The sequence below is a fragment of the Algoriphagus sp. genome (assembly GCF_039969895.1).
Lineage (GTDB): Bacteria > Bacteroidota > Bacteroidia > Cytophagales > Cyclobacteriaceae > Algoriphagus.
Genome location: NZ_JBDVMZ010000012.1, coordinates 498,851 through 516,778 on the forward strand (window position 1 = coordinate 498,851; position 17,928 = coordinate 516,778).

Annotated in this window: 19 protein-coding genes; 13 read left to right on the plus strand and 6 right to left on the minus strand. The window is 42.6% G+C overall.

Features of this window, described 5'->3' with window-relative positions:
* Positions 1-36: 36 nt before the first annotated feature.
* From ABJH64_RS08345 to ABJH64_RS08365, 5 genes are all read left to right on the plus strand, one after another.
* Positions 37-2,148 (plus strand): peptidylprolyl isomerase, encoded by a 2,112-nt coding sequence (locus tag ABJH64_RS08345; protein ID WP_348274937.1) that lies wholly within the window; start codon positions 37-39, stop codon positions 2,146-2,148.
* A gap of 86 nt (positions 2,149-2,234) precedes the next feature.
* Positions 2,235-2,504, plus strand: coding sequence for a DUF493 family protein (locus ABJH64_RS08350; protein WP_348274938.1), 270 nt, complete (start codon positions 2,235-2,237; stop codon positions 2,502-2,504).
* A 12-nt stretch (positions 2,505-2,516) separates the two neighbouring features.
* Entirely contained in the window at positions 2,517-2,750 is a 234-nt protein-coding gene (locus ABJH64_RS08355; protein WP_348274939.1) for a 4a-hydroxytetrahydrobiopterin dehydratase, read from the plus strand.
* A complete protein-coding gene (gene rsmI, locus ABJH64_RS08360) occupies positions 2,747-3,439 on the plus strand; it encodes a 16S rRNA (cytidine(1402)-2'-O)-methyltransferase (RefSeq protein ID WP_348274940.1) in 693 nt (230 codons plus the stop codon). Before ABJH64_RS08355 ends, rsmI begins: the two co-directional genes overlap by 4 nt.
* Before the next feature lie 18 nt (positions 3,440-3,457).
* Complete coding sequence (locus tag ABJH64_RS08365; protein ID WP_348274941.1) at positions 3,458-4,261, plus strand: inositol monophosphatase family protein; 804 nt, start codon at positions 3,458-3,460, stop codon at positions 4,259-4,261.
* Here the strand turns inward: ABJH64_RS08365 and ABJH64_RS08370 are convergent, their stop codons facing one another.
* Positions 4,262-5,170: an AEC family transporter gene (locus tag ABJH64_RS08370; RefSeq protein WP_348274942.1), complete on the minus strand. Its 909-nt coding sequence runs from the start codon at positions 5,168-5,170 to the stop codon at positions 4,262-4,264.
* A 105-nt stretch (positions 5,171-5,275) separates the two neighbouring features.
* Between ABJH64_RS08370 and ABJH64_RS08375 the strand changes: the two genes are divergently transcribed.
* Positions 5,276-5,503: a hypothetical protein gene (locus ABJH64_RS08375; RefSeq protein WP_348274943.1), complete on the plus strand. Its 228-nt coding sequence runs from the start codon at positions 5,276-5,278 to the stop codon at positions 5,501-5,503.
* On the opposite strand, the gene ABJH64_RS08380 is transcribed toward ABJH64_RS08375, so the two are convergent.
* Positions 5,500-5,874 (minus strand): UDP-glucuronosyltransferase, encoded by a 375-nt coding sequence (locus ABJH64_RS08380; protein ID WP_348274944.1) that lies wholly within the window; start codon positions 5,872-5,874, stop codon positions 5,500-5,502. The genes ABJH64_RS08375 and ABJH64_RS08380 overlap by 4 nt on opposite strands.
* 147 nt (positions 5,875-6,021) lie before the next feature.
* Here ABJH64_RS08380 and glyA point away from each other — a divergent pair, with 147 nt between their 5' ends.
* The 3 genes from glyA to rpiB all read left to right on the plus strand — a co-directional run bounded on the left by glyA (position 6,022) and on the right by rpiB (position 8,704).
* Entirely contained in the window at positions 6,022-7,290 is a 1,269-nt protein-coding gene (glyA, locus tag ABJH64_RS08385) for a serine hydroxymethyltransferase (protein ID WP_348274945.1), read from the plus strand.
* A 16-nt stretch (positions 7,291-7,306) separates the two neighbouring features.
* The gene (gene tatC / locus ABJH64_RS08390; protein ID WP_348274946.1) at positions 7,307-8,161 is read left to right on the plus strand and encodes a twin-arginine translocase subunit TatC; all 855 of its coding nucleotides are present in this window, start codon (positions 7,307-7,309) and stop codon (positions 8,159-8,161) included.
* Positions 8,162-8,266: 105 nt separating this feature from the next.
* Positions 8,267-8,704, plus strand: coding sequence for a ribose 5-phosphate isomerase B (gene rpiB / locus ABJH64_RS08395; protein WP_348274947.1), 438 nt, complete (start codon positions 8,267-8,269; stop codon positions 8,702-8,704).
* A 77-nt stretch (positions 8,705-8,781) separates the two neighbouring features.
* On the opposite strand, the gene ABJH64_RS08400 is transcribed toward rpiB, so the two are convergent.
* The 3 genes from ABJH64_RS08400 to ABJH64_RS08410 form a co-directional block, all read right to left on the minus strand.
* Positions 8,782-10,416 carry a S8 family peptidase gene (locus tag ABJH64_RS08400; protein WP_348274948.1) on the minus strand — a complete coding sequence of 545 codons (1,635 nt, stop codon included), beginning with the start codon at positions 10,414-10,416 and terminating at the stop codon, positions 8,782-8,784.
* Positions 10,417-10,519: 103 nt separating this feature from the next.
* Positions 10,520-10,963 (minus strand): hypothetical protein, encoded by a 444-nt coding sequence (locus ABJH64_RS08405; RefSeq protein ID WP_348274949.1) that lies wholly within the window; start codon positions 10,961-10,963, stop codon positions 10,520-10,522.
* 116 nt (positions 10,964-11,079) lie between these two features.
* Complete coding sequence (locus ABJH64_RS08410; protein WP_348274950.1) at positions 11,080-12,348, minus strand: hypothetical protein; 1,269 nt, start codon at positions 12,346-12,348, stop codon at positions 11,080-11,082.
* A gap of 209 nt (positions 12,349-12,557) precedes the next feature.
* Here ABJH64_RS08410 and rbfA point away from each other — a divergent pair, with 209 nt between their 5' ends.
* The 4 genes from rbfA (at position 12,558) to ABJH64_RS08430 (ending at position 17,206) form a co-directional block, all read left to right on the plus strand.
* Positions 12,558-12,941, plus strand: coding sequence for a 30S ribosome-binding factor RbfA (gene rbfA / locus ABJH64_RS08415; RefSeq protein ID WP_348274951.1), 384 nt, complete (start codon positions 12,558-12,560; stop codon positions 12,939-12,941).
* 11 nt (positions 12,942-12,952) lie between these two features.
* Entirely contained in the window at positions 12,953-14,182 is a 1,230-nt protein-coding gene (locus ABJH64_RS08420) for an FtsX-like permease family protein (protein WP_348274952.1), read from the plus strand.
* Positions 14,183-14,416: 234 nt separating this feature from the next.
* Positions 14,417-15,016 (plus strand): hypothetical protein, encoded by a 600-nt coding sequence (locus ABJH64_RS08425; protein ID WP_348274953.1) that lies wholly within the window; start codon positions 14,417-14,419, stop codon positions 15,014-15,016.
* A 402-nt stretch (positions 15,017-15,418) separates the two neighbouring features.
* Positions 15,419-17,206: an ABC transporter transmembrane domain-containing protein gene (locus tag ABJH64_RS08430; protein ID WP_348274954.1), complete on the plus strand. Its 1,788-nt coding sequence runs from the start codon at positions 15,419-15,421 to the stop codon at positions 17,204-17,206.
* On the opposite strand, the gene ABJH64_RS08435 is transcribed toward ABJH64_RS08430, so the two are convergent.
* Complete coding sequence (locus ABJH64_RS08435; protein ID WP_348274955.1) at positions 17,203-17,874, minus strand: methyltransferase domain-containing protein; 672 nt, start codon at positions 17,872-17,874, stop codon at positions 17,203-17,205. The two genes, ABJH64_RS08430 and ABJH64_RS08435, sit on opposite strands and share 4 nt — an antisense overlap.
* Positions 17,875-17,928: the final 54 nt, after the last annotated feature.

Here is a 17,928-nt window from a genome sequence, read left to right on the forward strand (position 1 = left end):
TATTTTGCGACTCTCTAAAAAAGCGTAGTAACAATAATGGCGTTAATTAAACAAATTAGACAACGAACAGGTCTGATGATCGGCGTAATTGCCGGCGGATTGATTTTATTCCTCCTTGGAGGAGATTTATTAAGCCCAAATTCCTCCCTTTTAGGCGCAAGTCAGAATATAGTAGGTGAGATCGCAGGTGAAGATATTACTTATGAAGAGTATATCGCCCGGGTGGAAGAATTCAAAATCGCAAACCAGCAAAGGACTGGAAGAGTCCCTTCTGAGGTGGAAATGTACTCGATCAGAGAGCAGGCTTGGCAATCAATGATTGTGGAGCGCGTATTCAGTGAAGAATACGAAAAGCTAGGTTTGACTATCTCAGATGCGGAATTGGTTGATATGGTTCAGGGCAAAAATATTGTTCCGGAATTGCGTCAGCAATTGGTAAATCCTCAGACAGGCCAGTTCGATAAAACTCAGCTAATTACTTTTCTTCAATCCTTAGAGACAGCAGATCCGGCGCAACAGGCGTTTTGGAATCAACAAGAGAAGCTTTTTGCAGATTCTAGGTTGAGAATCAAATATGATAATATGCTGGCGACTTCTGAGTTTGCTACGCAAGCTGAAGCTAAGCAAGAATACAAAGCCGCAAATACTATCGCAGATGCTTCTATTCTTTTTGTGCCTTTCTATGCTGTAGCGGATGAAGATGTCACCGTTTCTGACAGTGAAATGCAAACGTACTTGACTAAAAACAAAAGCAAATTCAAGTCTGGCAATTCTGCAAGCCTTGAATACGTAAGTTTCAGCATTCAGCCTAGCGGGCTAGATTCAGCAGATGTTATTTCTGAAATCAGAGAATTGACGAATGAATTGAAAAACGCTGAGAATGACTCTCTATTTGTCTTGAGAAATTCGGATGCTCCAGCTCCATTTTTGACTATCAAACCAGGTGATGAGTTACCAGCTAATCTTACAAACAATGTGGATGTGATTGAAGCAGGTCAGACTTATGGTCCTTTCATCACGGCTAACTCTACTTATGTGTCTTACAAGATCACAGATCAGTATGAAGGTACACCAAGACTTAGAGCTTCTCACATTTTATTCAGCACGGAAGGTATGGATGATGCTGCTAAAGAAGCGGTAAAGATACAGGCTGAAACTGTACTGGCGGAAGTGAAAGCTGACGACAATTTTGAAATAGCTGCTAGACAATATGGTCAGGATGGTACGGCTCAAAATGGTGGGGATCTAGGGTATTTTGCTAAGGAAGACTTCGTTACTGAGTTTGCTGAAGCGGCATACGCAGCCAAAGCTCCAGGATTACTTTCAAATCTGGTAGAGACAGAATATGGCTATCATATCGTAAAAGTGACTGAAATGCCTAAGAGCACTTATACCAAAGTGGCTTCTTTGGAACTGGAATTAGTAGCAAGTGATGCTACTAGAAATGAAGCATTCAGAAATGCAGACGCCTTCGCTGCAAATGCCGGTAACAGAAATGAGTTCACCGAAAACGCTACCTCTGAGGGTTACAGAATTTTGCAGGCAAATAATATAGATGCTAGTGCTAGAAATGTCAATAATCTTCAAAACGCCAGAGAAGTGATTCGCTGGGCATTTGCGGATGAGACTTCTACTGGTGAGGTTTCTACAGTATTTGAACTGGACAATGCTTATGTCGTAGCGACACTGGTAAGCAAAAGAGACGAAGGAGACGTAGAACTAGCAGACGTGAAAGAGCAGGTGGAAGCTCAAGTAAGAAATGAGAAAAAGGCTGAAATCATCAAGGCTGCAATAGCTGGAAAAGCTACTTTGGAAGAGATGAAGGCAGTCTATCCGAATGAGGCGTCTATCAATGAGATTCCTGATTTGAAGCTTAGCGCTAATGTTATACCTGGGGTTGGTTTTGCGCCAGCTGCTATCGGATCCATCTTTGGGGTGAATCAAGGAGAGCTGACTAAACCAATTCGTGAAGACGTTGGGGTGATTGTAGGCAAATTGAATGCTTTGACTCCTGCAGCTGAAATAGGCGACTATTCTGCTTATCAGGGTCAATTGACTCAGAATGCTTCACAGCGAACGACTTATTCTGTCATGATGGCGCTGCAAGATCTCGCAGGCGTTAAAGACTATCGATACAAATTCTTTTAATAGAATGAAACTAGATTCGGAACCCATGCCCTACAGCATGGGTTCTTTGTTTATATTCGAAAAGTAATTGTAGATCATTAGTTGAGATGGATAAAAAGGATTTTGATAAGGAAAATTTCAAGGAAAAATTAGAGGGCCATGGGGAATTTCCACAGCTATATATGTTTAAATTTATAGTTCCTAGCGGAAAAGAAGCAGAGGTAGCCGCCTTATTTCCTAAGCATGAAATAACTACCAAAGCGAGTTCTGGAGGCAAATATGTAAGTACCACCGTACAAGCCATGATGCAAAGTGCCGACCAGATCATCAAAACCTACGAGGAGGCAGCAAAAATAGAAGGATTGATCTCGCTATAAACTCACAGACCTATGTGGAAAGAAGAAGATAACAAGCTAAAGCAAACATTCAAATTCAAAGATTTTCAGGAGGCGTTTGCCTTCATGACCCGCGTGGCATTTTTGGCAGAGGCTGCACAGCATCATCCCAACTGGAGCAACGTGTACAATACTGTTGAAATAGAGTTGACCACGCATGATGAAGGAAATACGGTTACCAAAAAAGACCGAGAGCTGGCCAAAGCCATTGACGAGCTGAATGCATGAGCGAAACTGCTGTAAACTTATTTCTCGTACCTACGCCTATCGGTAATCTGAAGGATATTACGCTACGAGCTATAGAGGTCTTGAAAACTGCCGATGTGATCCTAGCGGAGGACACACGAACCAGTGGACAATTGCTCAAGTATCTGGAAATCTCTCGCCCACTGCAGAGCTATCACATTTTCAACGAGCATAAGACCGTAGAAAAACTAGTGGAGCGAATGAACCGTGGTGAAGTGTTTGCCTTGATTAGTGACGCTGGGACTCCGGCTATTTCAGATCCAGGATTTCTTTTGGTGCGCGAAGTATTGGCAGCAGGACTGGAAGTGCAGTGTCTCCCTGGAGCTACTGCATTTGTTCCTGCTTTAGTGAATAGCGGATTACCCAACGACCGGTTTGTATTCGAGGGTTTTTTGCCTCATAAAAAAGGTCGGAAAACCAGAATCGATGGACTGATCGAAGAAGTGCGCACCATTATTTTTTATGAATCACCACATCGACTATTGAAAACTTTAGGACAGCTTGCAGAGGCATTTGGAGGAGAGAGGCAAGCCTGCGTGTCCCGAGAGCTGACTAAGCTTCACGAGGAAAACGTCAGAGGTACTTTAGCTGAATTACTAGATTATTACCAAACCAATACCCTAAAAGGAGAAATCGTTCTAACAGTAGCTGGGAAGAATCCCAAAGCTTGATTTATACTACCAACCTCTATGATCTCAACAGAAAAACTCACCGTACTCCTTGAGAGAACTCAACAAATTGCCAAAGAAGCTGGCGCCTTTATCCGTAAGGAAAGACAACACTTCAACCGAGATAGAGTAGAGCACAAAGGCTTCAATGATCTAGTATCCTATGTAGATAAAGAAGCTGAGAAACTTATCGTGAATAGACTTTCCGCCATTTTGCCAGAGGCAGGTTTTATTACCGAAGAAGGAACCAATACTACCCAGGCAGAAGTCTTCAATTGGGTTATTGACCCTTTGGACGGCACGACTAATTTTATCCATGGGGTGCCGATTTTCTGTGTTAGCATCGCGTTGATGGAGCGGGATGAGGTGGTTTTGGGAGTGGTGTATGAGGTGAACCTGCACGAATGCTTCTATGCGATGAAAGGCGGCGGAGCATTTTGTAACGACACCCGAATCAGAGTTAGTGGAGCCAAGAAACTAGCTGATTCACTGATTGCAACTGGATTTCCATACAGTGATTTTGATATGCTGGATAAATACCTCGCTGCCCTGAAGTCATTGATGCAGTCATCCCATGGCGCTCGCAGACTAGGTAGCGCTGCTGCTGATTTGGTTTATGTAGCTTCGGGTCGCGTGGAGGGCTTTTTTGAATACAACCTAAATTCCTTCGACGTAGCTGCTGGAGCATTGATCGTGGAGGAAGCTGGAGGATTGGTGACAGATTTCTCTGGAGGAAGAGATTTTATTTTTGGCAGACAGATCATAGCTACCAATGAAAAAATCCACGAAGAAATTCTCGCTAATCTGAAAAAAGCTTGGGCCTGATCATCCAAGGAAATAATACCAAGCCAAAATCGTCACTAGCGAAATAGGAATACCCAGGCCAGCTAGCAGCGTGGCTAGTTTTGGCTTTAGATCATATTGGATCGCGACTATGGAACCAGTGATCATCGGTGCCATCCCGCTTTCCAACACGGTGACTTTGAATTCCAGACTGTTTTCCGGGATAAGACTTCTATAGATCAGCCAGACCATGAGCGGTGCCAGCAGTAGTCTATAGCCCATCCCAAACCAATAATACCTGGAGCTCAGTGAGTCAAAGTCCAGCGAGAACTTCAGCCCAATGGCAAATATGGCCATGGGCGCCATCGTTTTCCCTATTAGCGAGACTATCGGTATCAGAAATTCTGGAGTTTTCCAACCCACAATACTCATCACCATTGTTACCAATAAGAATCCGAAGGGAGGGAATTTCAGAATTTTCATGGGAATCGCGCGTAGGTTCCCTTCTTTGTGAGAATAGATAGAACCTACCAGAATCGATAAAGAAGAGACAAGTAAGAATGAGCCTCCCTGATCGATGAGTAGCGCGATGGGCAGAGCATCCTTTCCATAAAGCCCCTCGACGACAGGAAATCCTAAAAAGGAGGTATTGGCTAATCCAGCGACAATCACCAGACATCCAGTAGTCTGCCGATCCCAGGATAACATTTTTCCCAGAGAGCCAAAAATCAACCAAGACAGCAAAAACGTGAACCATGCTGCGGAAATAGGTAGGAGAAGATCCCAGCCCGGATCTATCTGAGGAATGTAAAGCAGTGCAAGAGCCGGGAGGACAATGTTTAAAAGATAGGCATTTACCCACTTAGTGATTTTTTCCAAGGGAAGACCAGGTCGCCTTTGTAGAAAAAGTCCCAGCATTAGGCATAAAAATGCGATGATAGCCCCTGTCATGCTATTTTTTGAAAAAACTTACCTGCTGTTAACATAAAAATAACTTCGTAAAATTGTAATTTGCTGACTATCAACATATTTTTGAGACAAATAAACCGAAAGTGTATGACTAAACTTATACCGATTTTTATCAATGGAAGAAAATGGATTCAGCTTTCACAGCTCTCCAAGGAACAGTCTTCCAAATTGAAATCCTGGATTCCTGTGAACTGCCTCAAGAAAATCACCTTTCAAGGCGTTGAATTCAGCGATTGCTTAGCTTTTGAGATTTACGAATATTGGTTTCGTACACATCAAGTTTCCGAGCAAAAACAAGCGCTTTTAGATTTTTAATCTAAGCCGTAATTTTTCCTTTTTTCTTCAAAATACCTACCCAATTCTGGGTAGAAGTCACTTTCGACTTCTGGAATTCCATCCAATATCAATTCCATATTTCCTTCCATTCCATCGGTATTCACCTGCATCCCCTCTACCAGATAGACCATGTCCTCTAGGCTCAGCGGTTCAAAACTGGACGAAGGATACAGCATGTAGTCATTGCCATAGAAGTCCACTGCTTCAAAGTGAATCTTTCGCTCCAGCCAATGTGCATAAATACTGATTTGCTCACCCCACTGACTTTCGGGATAATTCAGTTTTAGTAGGAGTACCGAAGTGGTTTCTTCGGTGAAATAGCTTTCAGGGCAGAATTTGAAATCAATCATCAGCCAAAAATAGCAATTCCTTAGAATTCAGAATTTCAATCCTTCAATTGGATTGGATAATCGGGACTTTCAGGCTATTTTTGGGCACATTTATAGGTAGGTCATAGGATTTACCTCGCATTTAATTTTGCTTTCAAACCCCTGATTATGAAAAGAGATACGCTTGTTTTCGACCTGATCAACGAAGAAGAAGACAGACAAAAGAGAGGCATAGAACTGATTGCTTCCGAAAACTTCACCAGTAAGCAAGTGATGGAAGCTGCGGGAAGCGTGCTGACCAATAAATATGCAGAAGGCCTTCCAAGCAAGCGCTACTATGGCGGATGTGAGGTGGTGGATAAGATAGAGCAATTAGCAATAGATCGTGCGAAGGAGCTTTTTGGGGCTACTTGGGTCAATGTCCAGCCTCACTCTGGAGCTCAGGCAAATGCTGCGGTATTTTTAGCTTGTTTGAAAGCAGGTGATGCGATTTTGGGATTTGACCTTTCTCACGGGGGGCACTTGACGCACGGTTCTCCAGTTAATTTTTCGGGCAAATTGTATGAGCCACATTTCTACGGAGTAGAGGAAGAGACAGGAAGAATTGACTACGATAAATTGGAAGAAAAAGCGTTAGAAGTTTCTCCAAAGATGATTATCTGTGGAGCTTCAGCATATTCAAGAGATTGGGATTATGCTCGATTGAGAGAAGTTGCAGACGAGGTAGGCGCGATTCTTTTGGCAGATATTTCTCACCCTTCAGGATTGATTGCAAAAGGACTTTTAAATGATCCATTGGAGCATTGCCATATCGTCACCACGACTACCCACAAAACCCTAAGAGGCCCAAGAGGTGGTATGATCATGATGCGTGAGGACTTTGACAATCCATGGGGATTGACTACACCAAAAGGAGAAATTCGAAAAATGTCTTCTCTTCTCGATATGGGTGTTTTCCCAGGAACCCAAGGTGGTCCGTTGGAGCATATTATCGCTGCAAAAGCGGTAGCATTTCAGGAGTGTCTTTCTGACGAATACATGCATTATGTGGTTCAGGTGAAAAAGAATGCATCCGTAATGGCCGATCAGTTCGTAAGTCTTGGATATCAAATCATCTCTGGAGGAACGGACAATCACATGATGCTCATCGATCTTAGAAATAAAGACCTTACCGGAAAAATAGCTGAAGAGACCCTTGGCAAAGTGGATATCACCATCAATAAAAATATGGTACCATTTGATACGAGATCTCCATTCGTCACTTCAGGTATGAGAATCGGTACAGCTGCAGTGACCACCCGAGGACTGAAAGAAGACGATATGATCAAGATAGTCAACCTAATTGATAAGGCGTTGACCAATCATGAGCATGAGGCCGAATTGGCCAACATCCGTAGCGAAGTAAATGCTTGGATGAATCAGTTTCCATTATACTAGAATATAGACACTACCCGTGGCGCTAGACCAATACCAAGACGAAGAGGAAGAAGGCGGAATGTCCTTTTTGGATCATTTAGAAGCATTGCGCTGGCATTTGCTCCGCTCAGTATCTGCAATTCTGATTTTGTCCGTTGCGGCTTTTTTAGCTAAAAGCTTTGTGTTCGGAATCGTAATCCTCGGGCCATCGAAGGTTGACTTTGTCACTTATAGGTGGCTATGCGAGCTCAGTGATTACGTAGGATTGCCGGCACTTTGTATAGATGAATTGCCATTTACTATCCAAAGTAGGCAGATGACAGGGCAGTTTACCATGCACATGACTTCGAGTTTTGTGGTGGGGTTCATTGCTGCTTTTCCTTTTGTATTCTGGGAAGTTTGGCGCTTTATCAGTCCGGGATTGTACGATCAGGAGCGCAATGCCGCCCGCGGAGCTGTATTCTTTGTAAGTTTATTGTTCTTCCTGGGCGCGGCATTTGGGTATTTTATCCTATCTCCGCTGTCGATTAATTTCCTGGCAAACTACCAGCTGGACCCGTCTATTCTGAATGAGTTTGACATCACTTCCTATATTTCTACACTTACCATGTTGGTGCTTGCTTCGGCAATTATGTTCCAGCTTCCGGTGGTGGTATATTTCTTAGCAATGTCCGGGCTGGTAACTTCTGGAATGCTGAAAGCCTACAGAAGGCATTCAATTGTGGTGATTCTGGTCTTGTCAGCGATAATCACTCCTCCAGATGTGATCTCTCAGATTTTGATTGCGATGCCGATTTTGGTACTCTATGAGGCGGGAATTCAGATTGCGAAGAGATTGGAAAGAAAAAGAGCTGCGAAAAAAGCTAAGGAAGAAATAGACGATGCGCTTTAAAAATAGACGTTAGACACAGGTAGTAAGTAGCAAAATTCTGGAATCAAGGTATAAAAACGATGAGACAAGATGGAGAGCCTTGCTTCGGTCTTTTAAGAAAAAATTATGGCAAAGAAAATAGCAATAGGAGGAGATCATGCGGGTTATGAATACAAAGCCAAATTGGTCAGCAAACTGGAATCACTTGGCTATGAAGTAAAGGATTTTGGTCCGTACTCAGATGCTTCTGTGGACTACCCAGATTATGTTCATCCGCTAAGTGCTGCGATTGAAGCAGGGGAGTATGAGTTAGGCATCGTGATCTGTGGCTCTGGAAATGGCGTAGCCATCACAGCCAACAAACACCAAGGTATCCGAGCTGCACTCTGCTGGAATGAGGAGCTGGCGGCTTTGTCCAGACAGCATAACAATGCAAATGTCTTAGCGCTTCCTGCTCGATTTATTTCTTATGAGTTGGCAGAAAAGCTAGCTGAGACATTTCTCACCACAGATTTTGAAGGTGGAAGACATCAGAATCGAGTGAATAAGATTGCTTGCGGATGATTCCTAACGGATGCTTATAAAAGAAGCCCATCTTGTGTGAACAAGATGGGCTTCTTTTATGTGTGAAAGGGTCGCTTTTACAAGCTTACAGTTCCATTAGCTACTTGGCTAGCCAAAATTAAGGCATTATATAAATTGGCGATTTTGCCTGATTTGGAGATTTCTGAAAAAGATTTTTCCTCTCCTTCCGGCCCACCTACCTGGACTTTTAGCGTTGGTGAGATTCCTGAGCTCATTATGATTTGTTTTACCTGTGCTGCAGTGAGCTTGGGAAAATAGGACCGTATCATAGCTGCAACCCCTGCGACTGCTGGAGCTGCCATCGAAGTTCCCCCTTGAAACTCATAGGAATCATCTGGCATGGTGGAATAAATCTCATCCCCAGGAGCAAAGATATCCACACGCTCTTTTCCATAATTAGAAAATACTGCGATCATGCCTGATCCATAGAATGGTGTCAATGCTCCAACTGTAAGGTAGTTATCCTCCAGCTCGGTCGAACTTGGAGAAGATTGATCATTTGGGAAATTGGTATTTTGTGGAGCATCTAAGTCAAGCGCATCATTCCCTGCTGCATGAACAAACAAAACATCCTTGGAAGCGGCATATTGTAATGCTTCATAAACCCATTCTGAATTTGGAGAGAATCCTTTTCCAAAACTTGCATTGATCACTTTTGCGCCGTTATCTGCTGCATATCGGATGGCCAGTGCTATGTCTTTATCGTATTCATCACCATTTGGGACAGCCCGCACAGACATGATCTGAACATTTTTGGCCACTCCATCTACTCCTTTTTTATTATTACGTGTTGCAGCTATGATTCCTGCTACGTGTGAACCATGACTTTCACCTGGATCAATAGCCTGTGGATTGCCGTTACCATAATTTCTGTCACTAATATCATAAGGATCATCGCCTACAGGGATACGTCCATTAAAGTCAACATTCAAATTATACTTGAGCTGCTCGGTGTAATACTTAATCCCCTCCTGCATCTCCTCGATGGCGAGGGGTACTGACTCTTCCAAAGTCATCACCTGCATGAGTAAACCTGCCGTTCCTTCTTCCTGTCCATTTTTTGGCTTAAATGCCTCCAGATCGGCTAAGGTGTAAGAATCCTTGCCCAAAGATTTTTTCATACTTTGATCAGCCATGCTGATTACTTGCTCTATTTGCTTGATTTGAGGTAGTGCGGCATTGGCTTCATTTAGCTTCTCATCCAATTTTGCTCGTGCAGCCTGTTGATAAGCTTCATCTCCTATTTTCAAGCGTAGGATTCGAGCAACTTCCATCTGTTCATTGTAGGATTCTCCAAGGAAATTATATCCATGGATATCATCTACATAGCCATTGCCGTCGTTATCTATTCCATCTCCGGGTTTTTCGTCGGAGTTTGTCCAAAGTACCTCTTTGATATCCTCGTGCGCTAGGTCAATCCCAGAATCAATCACCGCTACGATCACCGTTTCTCCTTTACGCTTTTTTAGAAGTTCGGAATAAGCACGATCGATGCTCATTCCCGGAATCGTGTCTTTTTGCAAATCTAAATGTCCCCAATGTTTTGCTTGCTGCTCTGTTAGTTCAGCTGTTTTTGGGCTATTGCTTGGGTAAGTAATTGGGGGAGCGGTGATTAGGGAAGAGGTGTTACATCCCATTACGATCAGGCCGATGCCTAAGCTTGCCACCAGTTTAAAATTGGATTTAATCATAGGTAAATGTAACGCCTGCTTTTAAAAAAAAGATGAAAAATTGGAAGTTAAAAAAAGTGAAGTTAGGTAGGTTCTTTTTTCAGGCGGAGGACATTACTCACCTTCAATTCTTACCCTTCTTATCTATTTTCACTTCATCCAGGGTGGCTTTTAGCCTCAGGGTTTTCCGGGAATCATGGGTTCCGTAGTCGATTTCTAGCGTTTTTTCGTATTCCTTTTCTTCTATCCATTGGGCTACCTCAGGATTGATGTAAGGTCCAATTTCGAAAAGGCTTTGGTCGGGAGCCTCGCCAATCTCTGAAACAGCTATCAGCAAATTATGTGAAGCTTCACCATTTGCAAATCCCGCACTACCCGCTCCGTTACTGACTTTATAGATGCGTATCGATAGCCATTCCTTCGAATTTTCTGCAATTAGATCAGCTTCGTTCAAAACATATATTAATCGGGTATTGTCTGACTTTGTGATTTTCAACTCACTTTGAGCAAAAACACCGCTAGTCACCAAAAACATGTGTAGGGTAAAGAGGATAGTGCTAGGTCTCATATGTTTTGGTATAGAAATTTAATCGCTTCAATTTTTCCCTTATCCTGTTGCCAAATTGACTTAGTTCTTAGGTCAAGTAGTGATCGAATCAACTTACGTTAATTTCAGTGATCCGGCTAAGGAAGTGGTTTTAAGGAGTAACTTCCTGCAGCTGTTTTGCGGTATTGGACTTCCAAAGCGGGAAATTGCCTCATTAATTTTTCGAAGTCTCCATTTGGATCCAGGACTAAGGTAGGCTTTTGCTTTTGGAGCATCTGAAAAAGCCTAGCTTTTTCCCTGAGGTCTCGCTCTTGGCCAAGGTAAAGCTTACTCAACCGATAATTGAGAAAAGGTCCGCCTAGTCTGCTGCTGAGATAAGGGGAAAGATCATCGCCTAATACTAATATATCGCCGGTATAGTTAGTCTCACTTTTTGTCACAAAGTAATCTGAATCGCTGTCTTCTAGATGCCAATACCAAAAAGCGATCGTTGGAAGGCCCAAAACAAGGAGATTGAAGGCTATTTTTGCTACGACTTCTTTTTTGGTGTTTAGGAAAAATTGTGTGATCAAGTAGGTGAGGCCAGGGATCAAAATCACCAATTGATAGGCAGCTTGCTTTTTGATAATGAAAAACTCGGCTGCAGAGAAGAGTAGCCAGATGAGGACAAGTTGCCGTTGCTTCTGCTGATTGATCGTCGAACCGCGCAAAACCGTAGCCATAAAATACCCAACTGCCGCCAGCGCTAGCGGGAATATCCCTAGGTATAACCAGCTGAGGAGTGACTGATATTCATATTTCTCAGACAGAAAAGTGAGTGGCCATATTTGAATGGCTTCCTCTAGGCCATCATTCCAAAAATAGAAAACTGAAATCAATAAAATAGGGAGAAAGTATCCCACCAAGGAAAGCATCAATTGCCGGAAGGAAAAGCTACTAATCGCGATTCCGGTAAAAATCATATAAGGGAGAAATACGATGTAATTGGGATGGAACCCTGTGGCCAATCCAGCATAAATTCCGATCAGCAAGGTGGATTCACTTGTGTCTTTCTGTAGGACAGTTTGAGAGAAAAGCTGTCCAAAAGCCAAAATCAGGAATGTACTTCCCAGTAGGGCTGGACTCAAACTAAGTAAGTCAAAAGAGAAATGGAAAAGTGCTGCCATAATGATAGCAGGTAAGTAGGTATTCACAGAAAAAGCCTTGAATTTGATCAAGATGGAGTTCCAATATAAGATCTGAAAGGAAATCAAAACCCTACCTACTAATTCATACGCAACGAGACTGCGGCCAAACAATAAATCCATGAACGTAAAGAACCCTGCCGACAATGGGCCGTTGTCATCTATGATGTCCTGATAGAGAAAATATCCTTGACCCAAGCGCTCGCCCAGCAGCATCCACATCAATTGTGGATTAGTTATTGGAAAAGGGTTTAATGTCAAATAGACAACTGTCAGCAAGAGAATGTATATTCCAATGCCGATAAGCCTGAAGGGATCATTTAATTTAAAAAAACTGAACAAGGTAAATTGGAGAAGAGTGTGTGGTTGCTTTTGCCCGAAATTAAAGCTTGCCCAACTATTTCGCTAAATTTGTACCACAAATACTTTATATGGAAAGTAAAAGACAACAAAAATATTCCAAGCTGATCCAAAAGGAGCTCGGAGATATCTTTCAAAAAGAATCTAAACACCTAGTCGGACGAGCTATGGTGACGATTACGCGTGTATTGATGAGTCCGGATTTAGGTTTGGCTAAAGTGTATGTGAGCTTTCTACTAGCTGATCCAGAATCGATGCATAAGCTGATCAATGAACACAAAAAAGATATCAGACATCAGCTAGCCAAACGGATTGGGAAATCTGTTCGTGTGATTCCAGAATTAGCCTTTTTCCTAGATGATTCAGCGGCTTATGCGCAGCACATGGATAAGGTGATCTCTAATCTGGCTATACCTCCAGCACCTGAAGAGGAAGATCAAGAAGAAGAGGATTAATCCAGCTTGCGTTGAATCTCAGTTTTTTCATAGCCAATAGATATTTTCGCAGCAAAAAAAAGCGAAACTTCATCACCATTTTGTCCAGGATCTCTATGGTAGGGGTCGCTGTGGGCACCATGGCCTTGGTGATTGTGATGTCTGTGTTCAATGGTTTGGAGGATCTGATCAGAGGACTTTTTGCCAGCTTTGATGCGGAGCTGAAGATAGAAGCTGCGGCGGGGAAGAGTTTTATGACTAATGCGGAGTGGCTGGATAGTATCAAAAACATTGAAGGTGTAGCGATACTTACTGAAGTGATCGAGGACAATGCCTTGCTCGATTACAATGGCAATCAGATGATCGGAAGGATCAAGGGAGTTTCGGATAATTTCCTAGATCAGGATAGGTTTACTAAGGGCTACTTCTGGGGAGATACCACGCTTGGGACAGCTCTGAATCCAGCAGCAATATTAGGCAGAGGCGTCGGGTTTTTCCTTTCCGTGAATCTTGACAATGTCAATGTGCCCTTGAAAATCTATTATCCGAAGGCTCCCAGAAGTGCTGCGTCTATCGATCCCTCTCAATTCTATGAATCCTCAGTCATTGATCCTGTCGCTTATTTCAGTATCGGGGATAGACAGTTTGATGATGAATATGTGATTGCTCCACTTTCATTTGTTGGGGATTTATTGATATACGGAGACAAAAGAACGGCCTTAGAAGTAAAAGTAGCAGCAGGTTCCTCTATAGCTGAAGTTCAAAAGCGGCTAAGAGCTCATCTGGGGGATGATTTTTTGGTGAAAAATGCGGATGAGCAGCATGCTGGCTTGATTCGTACCGTCAAGATGGAAAAACTATTTACCTTCCTTGCATTGACCTTCATCTTGGCCATTGCGTCTTTTAATATTTTCTTCTCACTCAGTATGCTGGCCATCGAGAAAAAGAAAGATATAGCGGTATTGAAAGCGATGGGAGCGACCGAGAAGTTGATACGCAGAATATTCCTTAAACAAGGAGCGTTGATAGCCTTCAGCGGAGCAGTGATTGGACTGGTTCTGGGCTTTGTTATCTGCTGGTTGCAGCAGGTTTTTGGCTTTGTTTCCCTTGGTATTTCATCTGCTGTCGTAGAGGCATATCCTGTCAAAATGATTTGGTCGGATTTTCTTTGGATCAGTTTAGCGATGGTGGGGATTACACTAGTAGCTTCATCGAGGCCAGCATGGATAGCTTCACAAGTGGATACGGTCAAGGAAATTTAATAGGCCAATCCAGAAGGATGTTACAGGGCTAAAGTGAGTTTCTACTCCCTTAATATAAATTTTCAAGGATAAATAAGAATGGGTGTCTGTTCTAACCAATTGAAAATCAATTGCTTTATCATATCGAAAGAATTGACTTCTTTTCCAATAAAACATATAAACTTGAATTTACACCCTAAGGCATGTTTATTGGTGACTGAAGCCATTCACCCTAGTTTGTAAATTAATTACCCAATGAAACGTATAGTATCTCCTGTCCTAATCTTAATTTTCTTATTCTCCTTTTCGTTTGGCACTATCGCTCAAGATAGCACAGAGCAAAAAGAATCTCTGGAATCTGGAACGATAGATAGCCAGTTTGAATACATCTACAACAGTTCCAATAATTTTCAAGAATATAAAGTAGTCTTGCGTACCAACTTAGATAAGCTAAAATCTAATATTTTGGACTCGATGCGTACGATGAGAGCGGAAGTTGGAGATCTTAAACTACTCATAATGAGTGAAAAAGATTCTATCAAAAACCTGAAGGACTTTTTGGCGACGGCAGAAGCTGAGAAACAGGCAGCTATAGCAGAGAAGGAGAATTTCTCCTTCCTGGGTATGGGAATCCAGAAATCTGTTTATTCGTCTTTGATGTGGATATTGGTAGCAGTACTAGCTGGAGCACTTGCGATTTTTGCGTTTCAATACGTGAGTAGTTTTAAAAAAATCCGAAAAGCTGAGAAGGAATTGGTAGAGGTACAGGAGGAATTTGACAATCACCGCAAGACCATGCTGGAAAGAGAGCGGAAGCTGAAGCGGGAGTTGGTTGATGCTCAACTGGGCAGGTAGGCGATTTTCTCCTCACTTTTCTAGCTTATTGGCTAGGAATTCTTTCCTTTCTCTCCTAGAAGTGCTGATTATTTTACATAAAAAAACTGCTCCAGCCACAAGTACGAGTCCTAAGCTGGAGGCACTGAAAAGGAAATATATCCCTAGATTAGCTACAGCGAGGCTGTAGAAGATGCTTAAGAACATTTGCTTTGCCTTCTGTTACAAAATATACTTCTGACTAGTGGTATGATTATACACGCCAAAGTATGATCCGGAGCCCTTCCTTTCTCTGATATACCAGCACATCGTCACTTAATTCCCTTTTCAACAGGCCAAATGGAAATCCTAAACCTTTCCCCTCAACTGCCGAAATCCTTATAAAAAGCGTTAAATTTGCCCTCGAAATACCAAAATCAACGAATGGCTAAGAAAAGAGGAACTGCTTTGGACGAGAGTGAAAAAAGGAAGTTGAACAAGCAGAATTTGAGTAAACTAGGAGGCATTTTTCAATTTTTAATGCCGTATAAGGGACAGTTCTTTTTAGGAATGATTTTCCTGGTTTTTTCCTCACTTACCCTTTTGACATTCCCTTTTGTAGCTGGTAAGCTCATCGATACGGCCCAAGGCACGGATTGGGTTGTCAGTGATATCAATTCGATCGCGATGATTTTGGTAGCTATTTTAGCCATTCAAAGCATTTTTTCCTTTTTCCGAGTTTGGCTTTTTGCGTTAGTTTCGGAGCGCTCCATGAGAGATATTCGATTGGCATTGTACGGCAGACTGGTGCGCCTGCCGATGACTTTTTTTGATAAGCGTAGAACTGGAGAATTGATTAGCCGCATCACCTCTGACGTGAGCCTTCTTCAGGATACCTTTTCGGTGACACTTGCAGAGCTTTTTCGTCAGGTAGTTACTCTCGTTGCAGGGGTGATTTTCTTGCTGGTCAATACGCCAAAGTTGACTTTGTTTATGCTTGCTACCTTTCCTGTGTTGGTGGTGATCGCTATGGTTTTTGGAAGATTTATTAGAAAACTCTCCAAAAGCACGCAAGATGAGCTAGCCAGCGCAAATGTGATTGTAGAAGAAACCCTGCAATCCATCAGCACAGTGAAGTCTTTTGTCGGAGAAGCTTTTGAATCTTCCCGCTACGGCTCAGGCTTGAATCGGGTGGTGACAGTAGCCTTGCGAGCGGCCAAGTATCGTGGTGCATTTATTTCCTTTATCATCTTTGCCTTGTTTGGTGGGATAGTAGCGGTGATGTGGTACGGAGCGAGCTTGGTTAGTTCTGGTGAAATGAGCGTGGGTGAGTTGGTCTCTTTTGTACTCTACACCACTTTTATAGGTGGCTCTATCGCTGGATTGGGGGATATTTATGGTCAAGTTCAAAAAGCCATTGGTTCCTCGGAGCGCGTCCTAGAAATATTGGATGAAGAGCCAGAGTCAGTTACTGGTATCAAAGGAACAAATTTTCAAGGCAAAATTACGTTCAATCAGGTGGGTTTTCATTACCCTACCCGACCTGCAATGGAAGTACTCAAAGACCTGACTTTTTATGTAAATCCTGGTGAAAAAGTCGCACTGGCGGGTCACTCTGGTGCTGGCAAATCCACGATTATTCAATTGCTGATGAGATTTTATGAGGTTCAGCACGGTTCTATTGAAGTAGATGATAGACCGTTGAATGATTGGAATTTGCAAAACCTCAGGTCTCACATAGGCATGGTTCCGCAGGAAGTTCTGCTTTTTGGTGGTTCCATTCGTGAAAATATCGCTTATGCAAAACCTGATGCCTCAGAGGAAGAGCTTATTTTGGCCGCTAAAAAAGCCAATGTTTGGCAGTTTATCTCCCAATTTCCCGAAGGGCTAGATACTAAAGTTGGCGAGCGGGGAGTGAAGCTTTCTGGTGGACAGCGTCAGCGCGTGGCGATCGCTCGGGCGATTCTGAAAGACCCCTCTATTTTGATACTCGATGAGGCCACTTCTTCTCTAGATGCCGAATCAGAATCCTTGGTGCAAGAAGCGCTGGACGAGCTGATGAAAGGAAGGACTACCATTATCATAGCGCACAGACTGGCTACTATTCGCAAAGTGGATAGGATCTATGTACTCAGCGAAGGGCAAATCGTGGAGCAAGGCAATCACTTGGATTTGCTAGGTCGTGAAGAAGGCTTCTACGCCAACTTGGTTCGACTTCAATTTGCTGATTAGGATAGATTGTGGGCTGAAATAGATTTAGTCATGCCCATAAATTTTTCCAAATACATAGATGAGCTGGGGAAAAGTAGCTGCATTTCTTTGACATTAAGCAATCGGATTTCCTCTAGGTATTGCTGTGCATGTATCGGGTCCCATTTTTGGAGTCGGCTTACTTTTGTTTTGGTCAGTAAAAAATAAAGTAAATTCTGAGGAAGGTATTGCACAAAGGGTAAGGCATAGTGCGCTTCCACTGGAAAGTACTTGTTCGGAGTTTGAATAAAATGTTTTTTTCCCACCCGGATAATCTCATTTGCCATTTTCTGTTGATTTTCCCAAGTATAAAGATGCTCTATGACCGAATTAGAAAACACTAGATCAAAACTATTGTCTTCGAATTCAGCCATATTGGTAGCATCTCCGACTACGGATTTGATCTTGGGATGATCGATTTTTTCTACACCAAGGTTGAGTAGTACAATTTCAATATTCGGCAAGGAAGGAAGACTGCTCGTATTCCAGAAATAGGCCGCTCCGCCTACGTCCAATACTCGGATGGGATCATTTTTAGAGAAATTCTGAAAAAATAAATCTTCAAAATCCTTCTGTCTTTGGCTTCTAAATTTTGCTCCTAAAGAATCAGGATTGTCGGATGGTGAAAATAAATTCGAAATAAAACTCATGAGTTGCCTAGGCGGCTTTTCGGCTAACAATTAATCACAAAAGTAATAAGCCTT

Bases quoted from the DNA above. Each gene is read 5' to 3' on its own strand.
- ABJH64_RS08355 (WP_348274939.1), top strand. From the start codon at position 2,517: ATGTGGAAAGAAGAAGATAACAAGCTAAAGCAAACATTCAAATTCAAA.
- glyA (WP_348274945.1), top strand. From the start codon at position 6,022: ATGAAAAGAGATACGCTTGTTTTCGACCTGATCAACGAAGAAGAAGAC.
- ABJH64_RS08425 (WP_348274953.1), top strand. From the start codon at position 14,417: ATGAAACGTATAGTATCTCCTGTCCTAATCTTAATTTTCTTATTCTCC.
- ABJH64_RS08430 (WP_348274954.1), top strand. From the start codon at position 15,419: ATGGCTAAGAAAAGAGGAACTGCTTTGGACGAGAGTGAAAAAAGGAAG.
- ABJH64_RS08365 (WP_348274941.1), top strand. From the start codon at position 3,458: ATGATCTCAACAGAAAAACTCACCGTACTCCTTGAGAGAACTCAACAA.
- ABJH64_RS08435 (WP_348274955.1), bottom strand. From the start codon at position 17,874: ATGAGTTTTATTTCGAATTTATTTTCACCATCCGACAATCCTGATTCT.
- ABJH64_RS08400 (WP_348274948.1), bottom strand. From the start codon at position 10,416: ATGATTAAATCCAATTTTAAACTGGTGGCAAGCTTAGGCATCGGCCTG.
- ABJH64_RS08350 (WP_348274938.1), top strand. From the start codon at position 2,235: ATGGATAAAAAGGATTTTGATAAGGAAAATTTCAAGGAAAAATTAGAG.
- ABJH64_RS08375 (WP_348274943.1), top strand. From the start codon at position 5,276: ATGACTAAACTTATACCGATTTTTATCAATGGAAGAAAATGGATTCAG.
- ABJH64_RS08380 (WP_348274944.1), bottom strand. From the start codon at position 5,874: ATGATTGATTTCAAATTCTGCCCTGAAAGCTATTTCACCGAAGAAACC.
- ABJH64_RS08410 (WP_348274950.1), bottom strand. From the start codon at position 12,348: ATGTGGATGCTGCTGGGCGAGCGCTTGGGTCAAGGATATTTTCTCTAT.
- ABJH64_RS08405 (WP_348274949.1), bottom strand. From the start codon at position 10,963: ATGAGACCTAGCACTATCCTCTTTACCCTACACATGTTTTTGGTGACT.
- rpiB (WP_348274947.1), top strand. From the start codon at position 8,267: ATGGCAAAGAAAATAGCAATAGGAGGAGATCATGCGGGTTATGAATAC.
- ABJH64_RS08345 (WP_348274937.1), top strand. From the start codon at position 37: ATGGCGTTAATTAAACAAATTAGACAACGAACAGGTCTGATGATCGGC.
- rsmI (WP_348274940.1), top strand. From the start codon at position 2,747: ATGAGCGAAACTGCTGTAAACTTATTTCTCGTACCTACGCCTATCGGT.
- rbfA (WP_348274951.1), top strand. From the start codon at position 12,558: ATGGAAAGTAAAAGACAACAAAAATATTCCAAGCTGATCCAAAAGGAG.
- ABJH64_RS08370 (WP_348274942.1), bottom strand. From the start codon at position 5,170: ATGACAGGGGCTATCATCGCATTTTTATGCCTAATGCTGGGACTTTTT.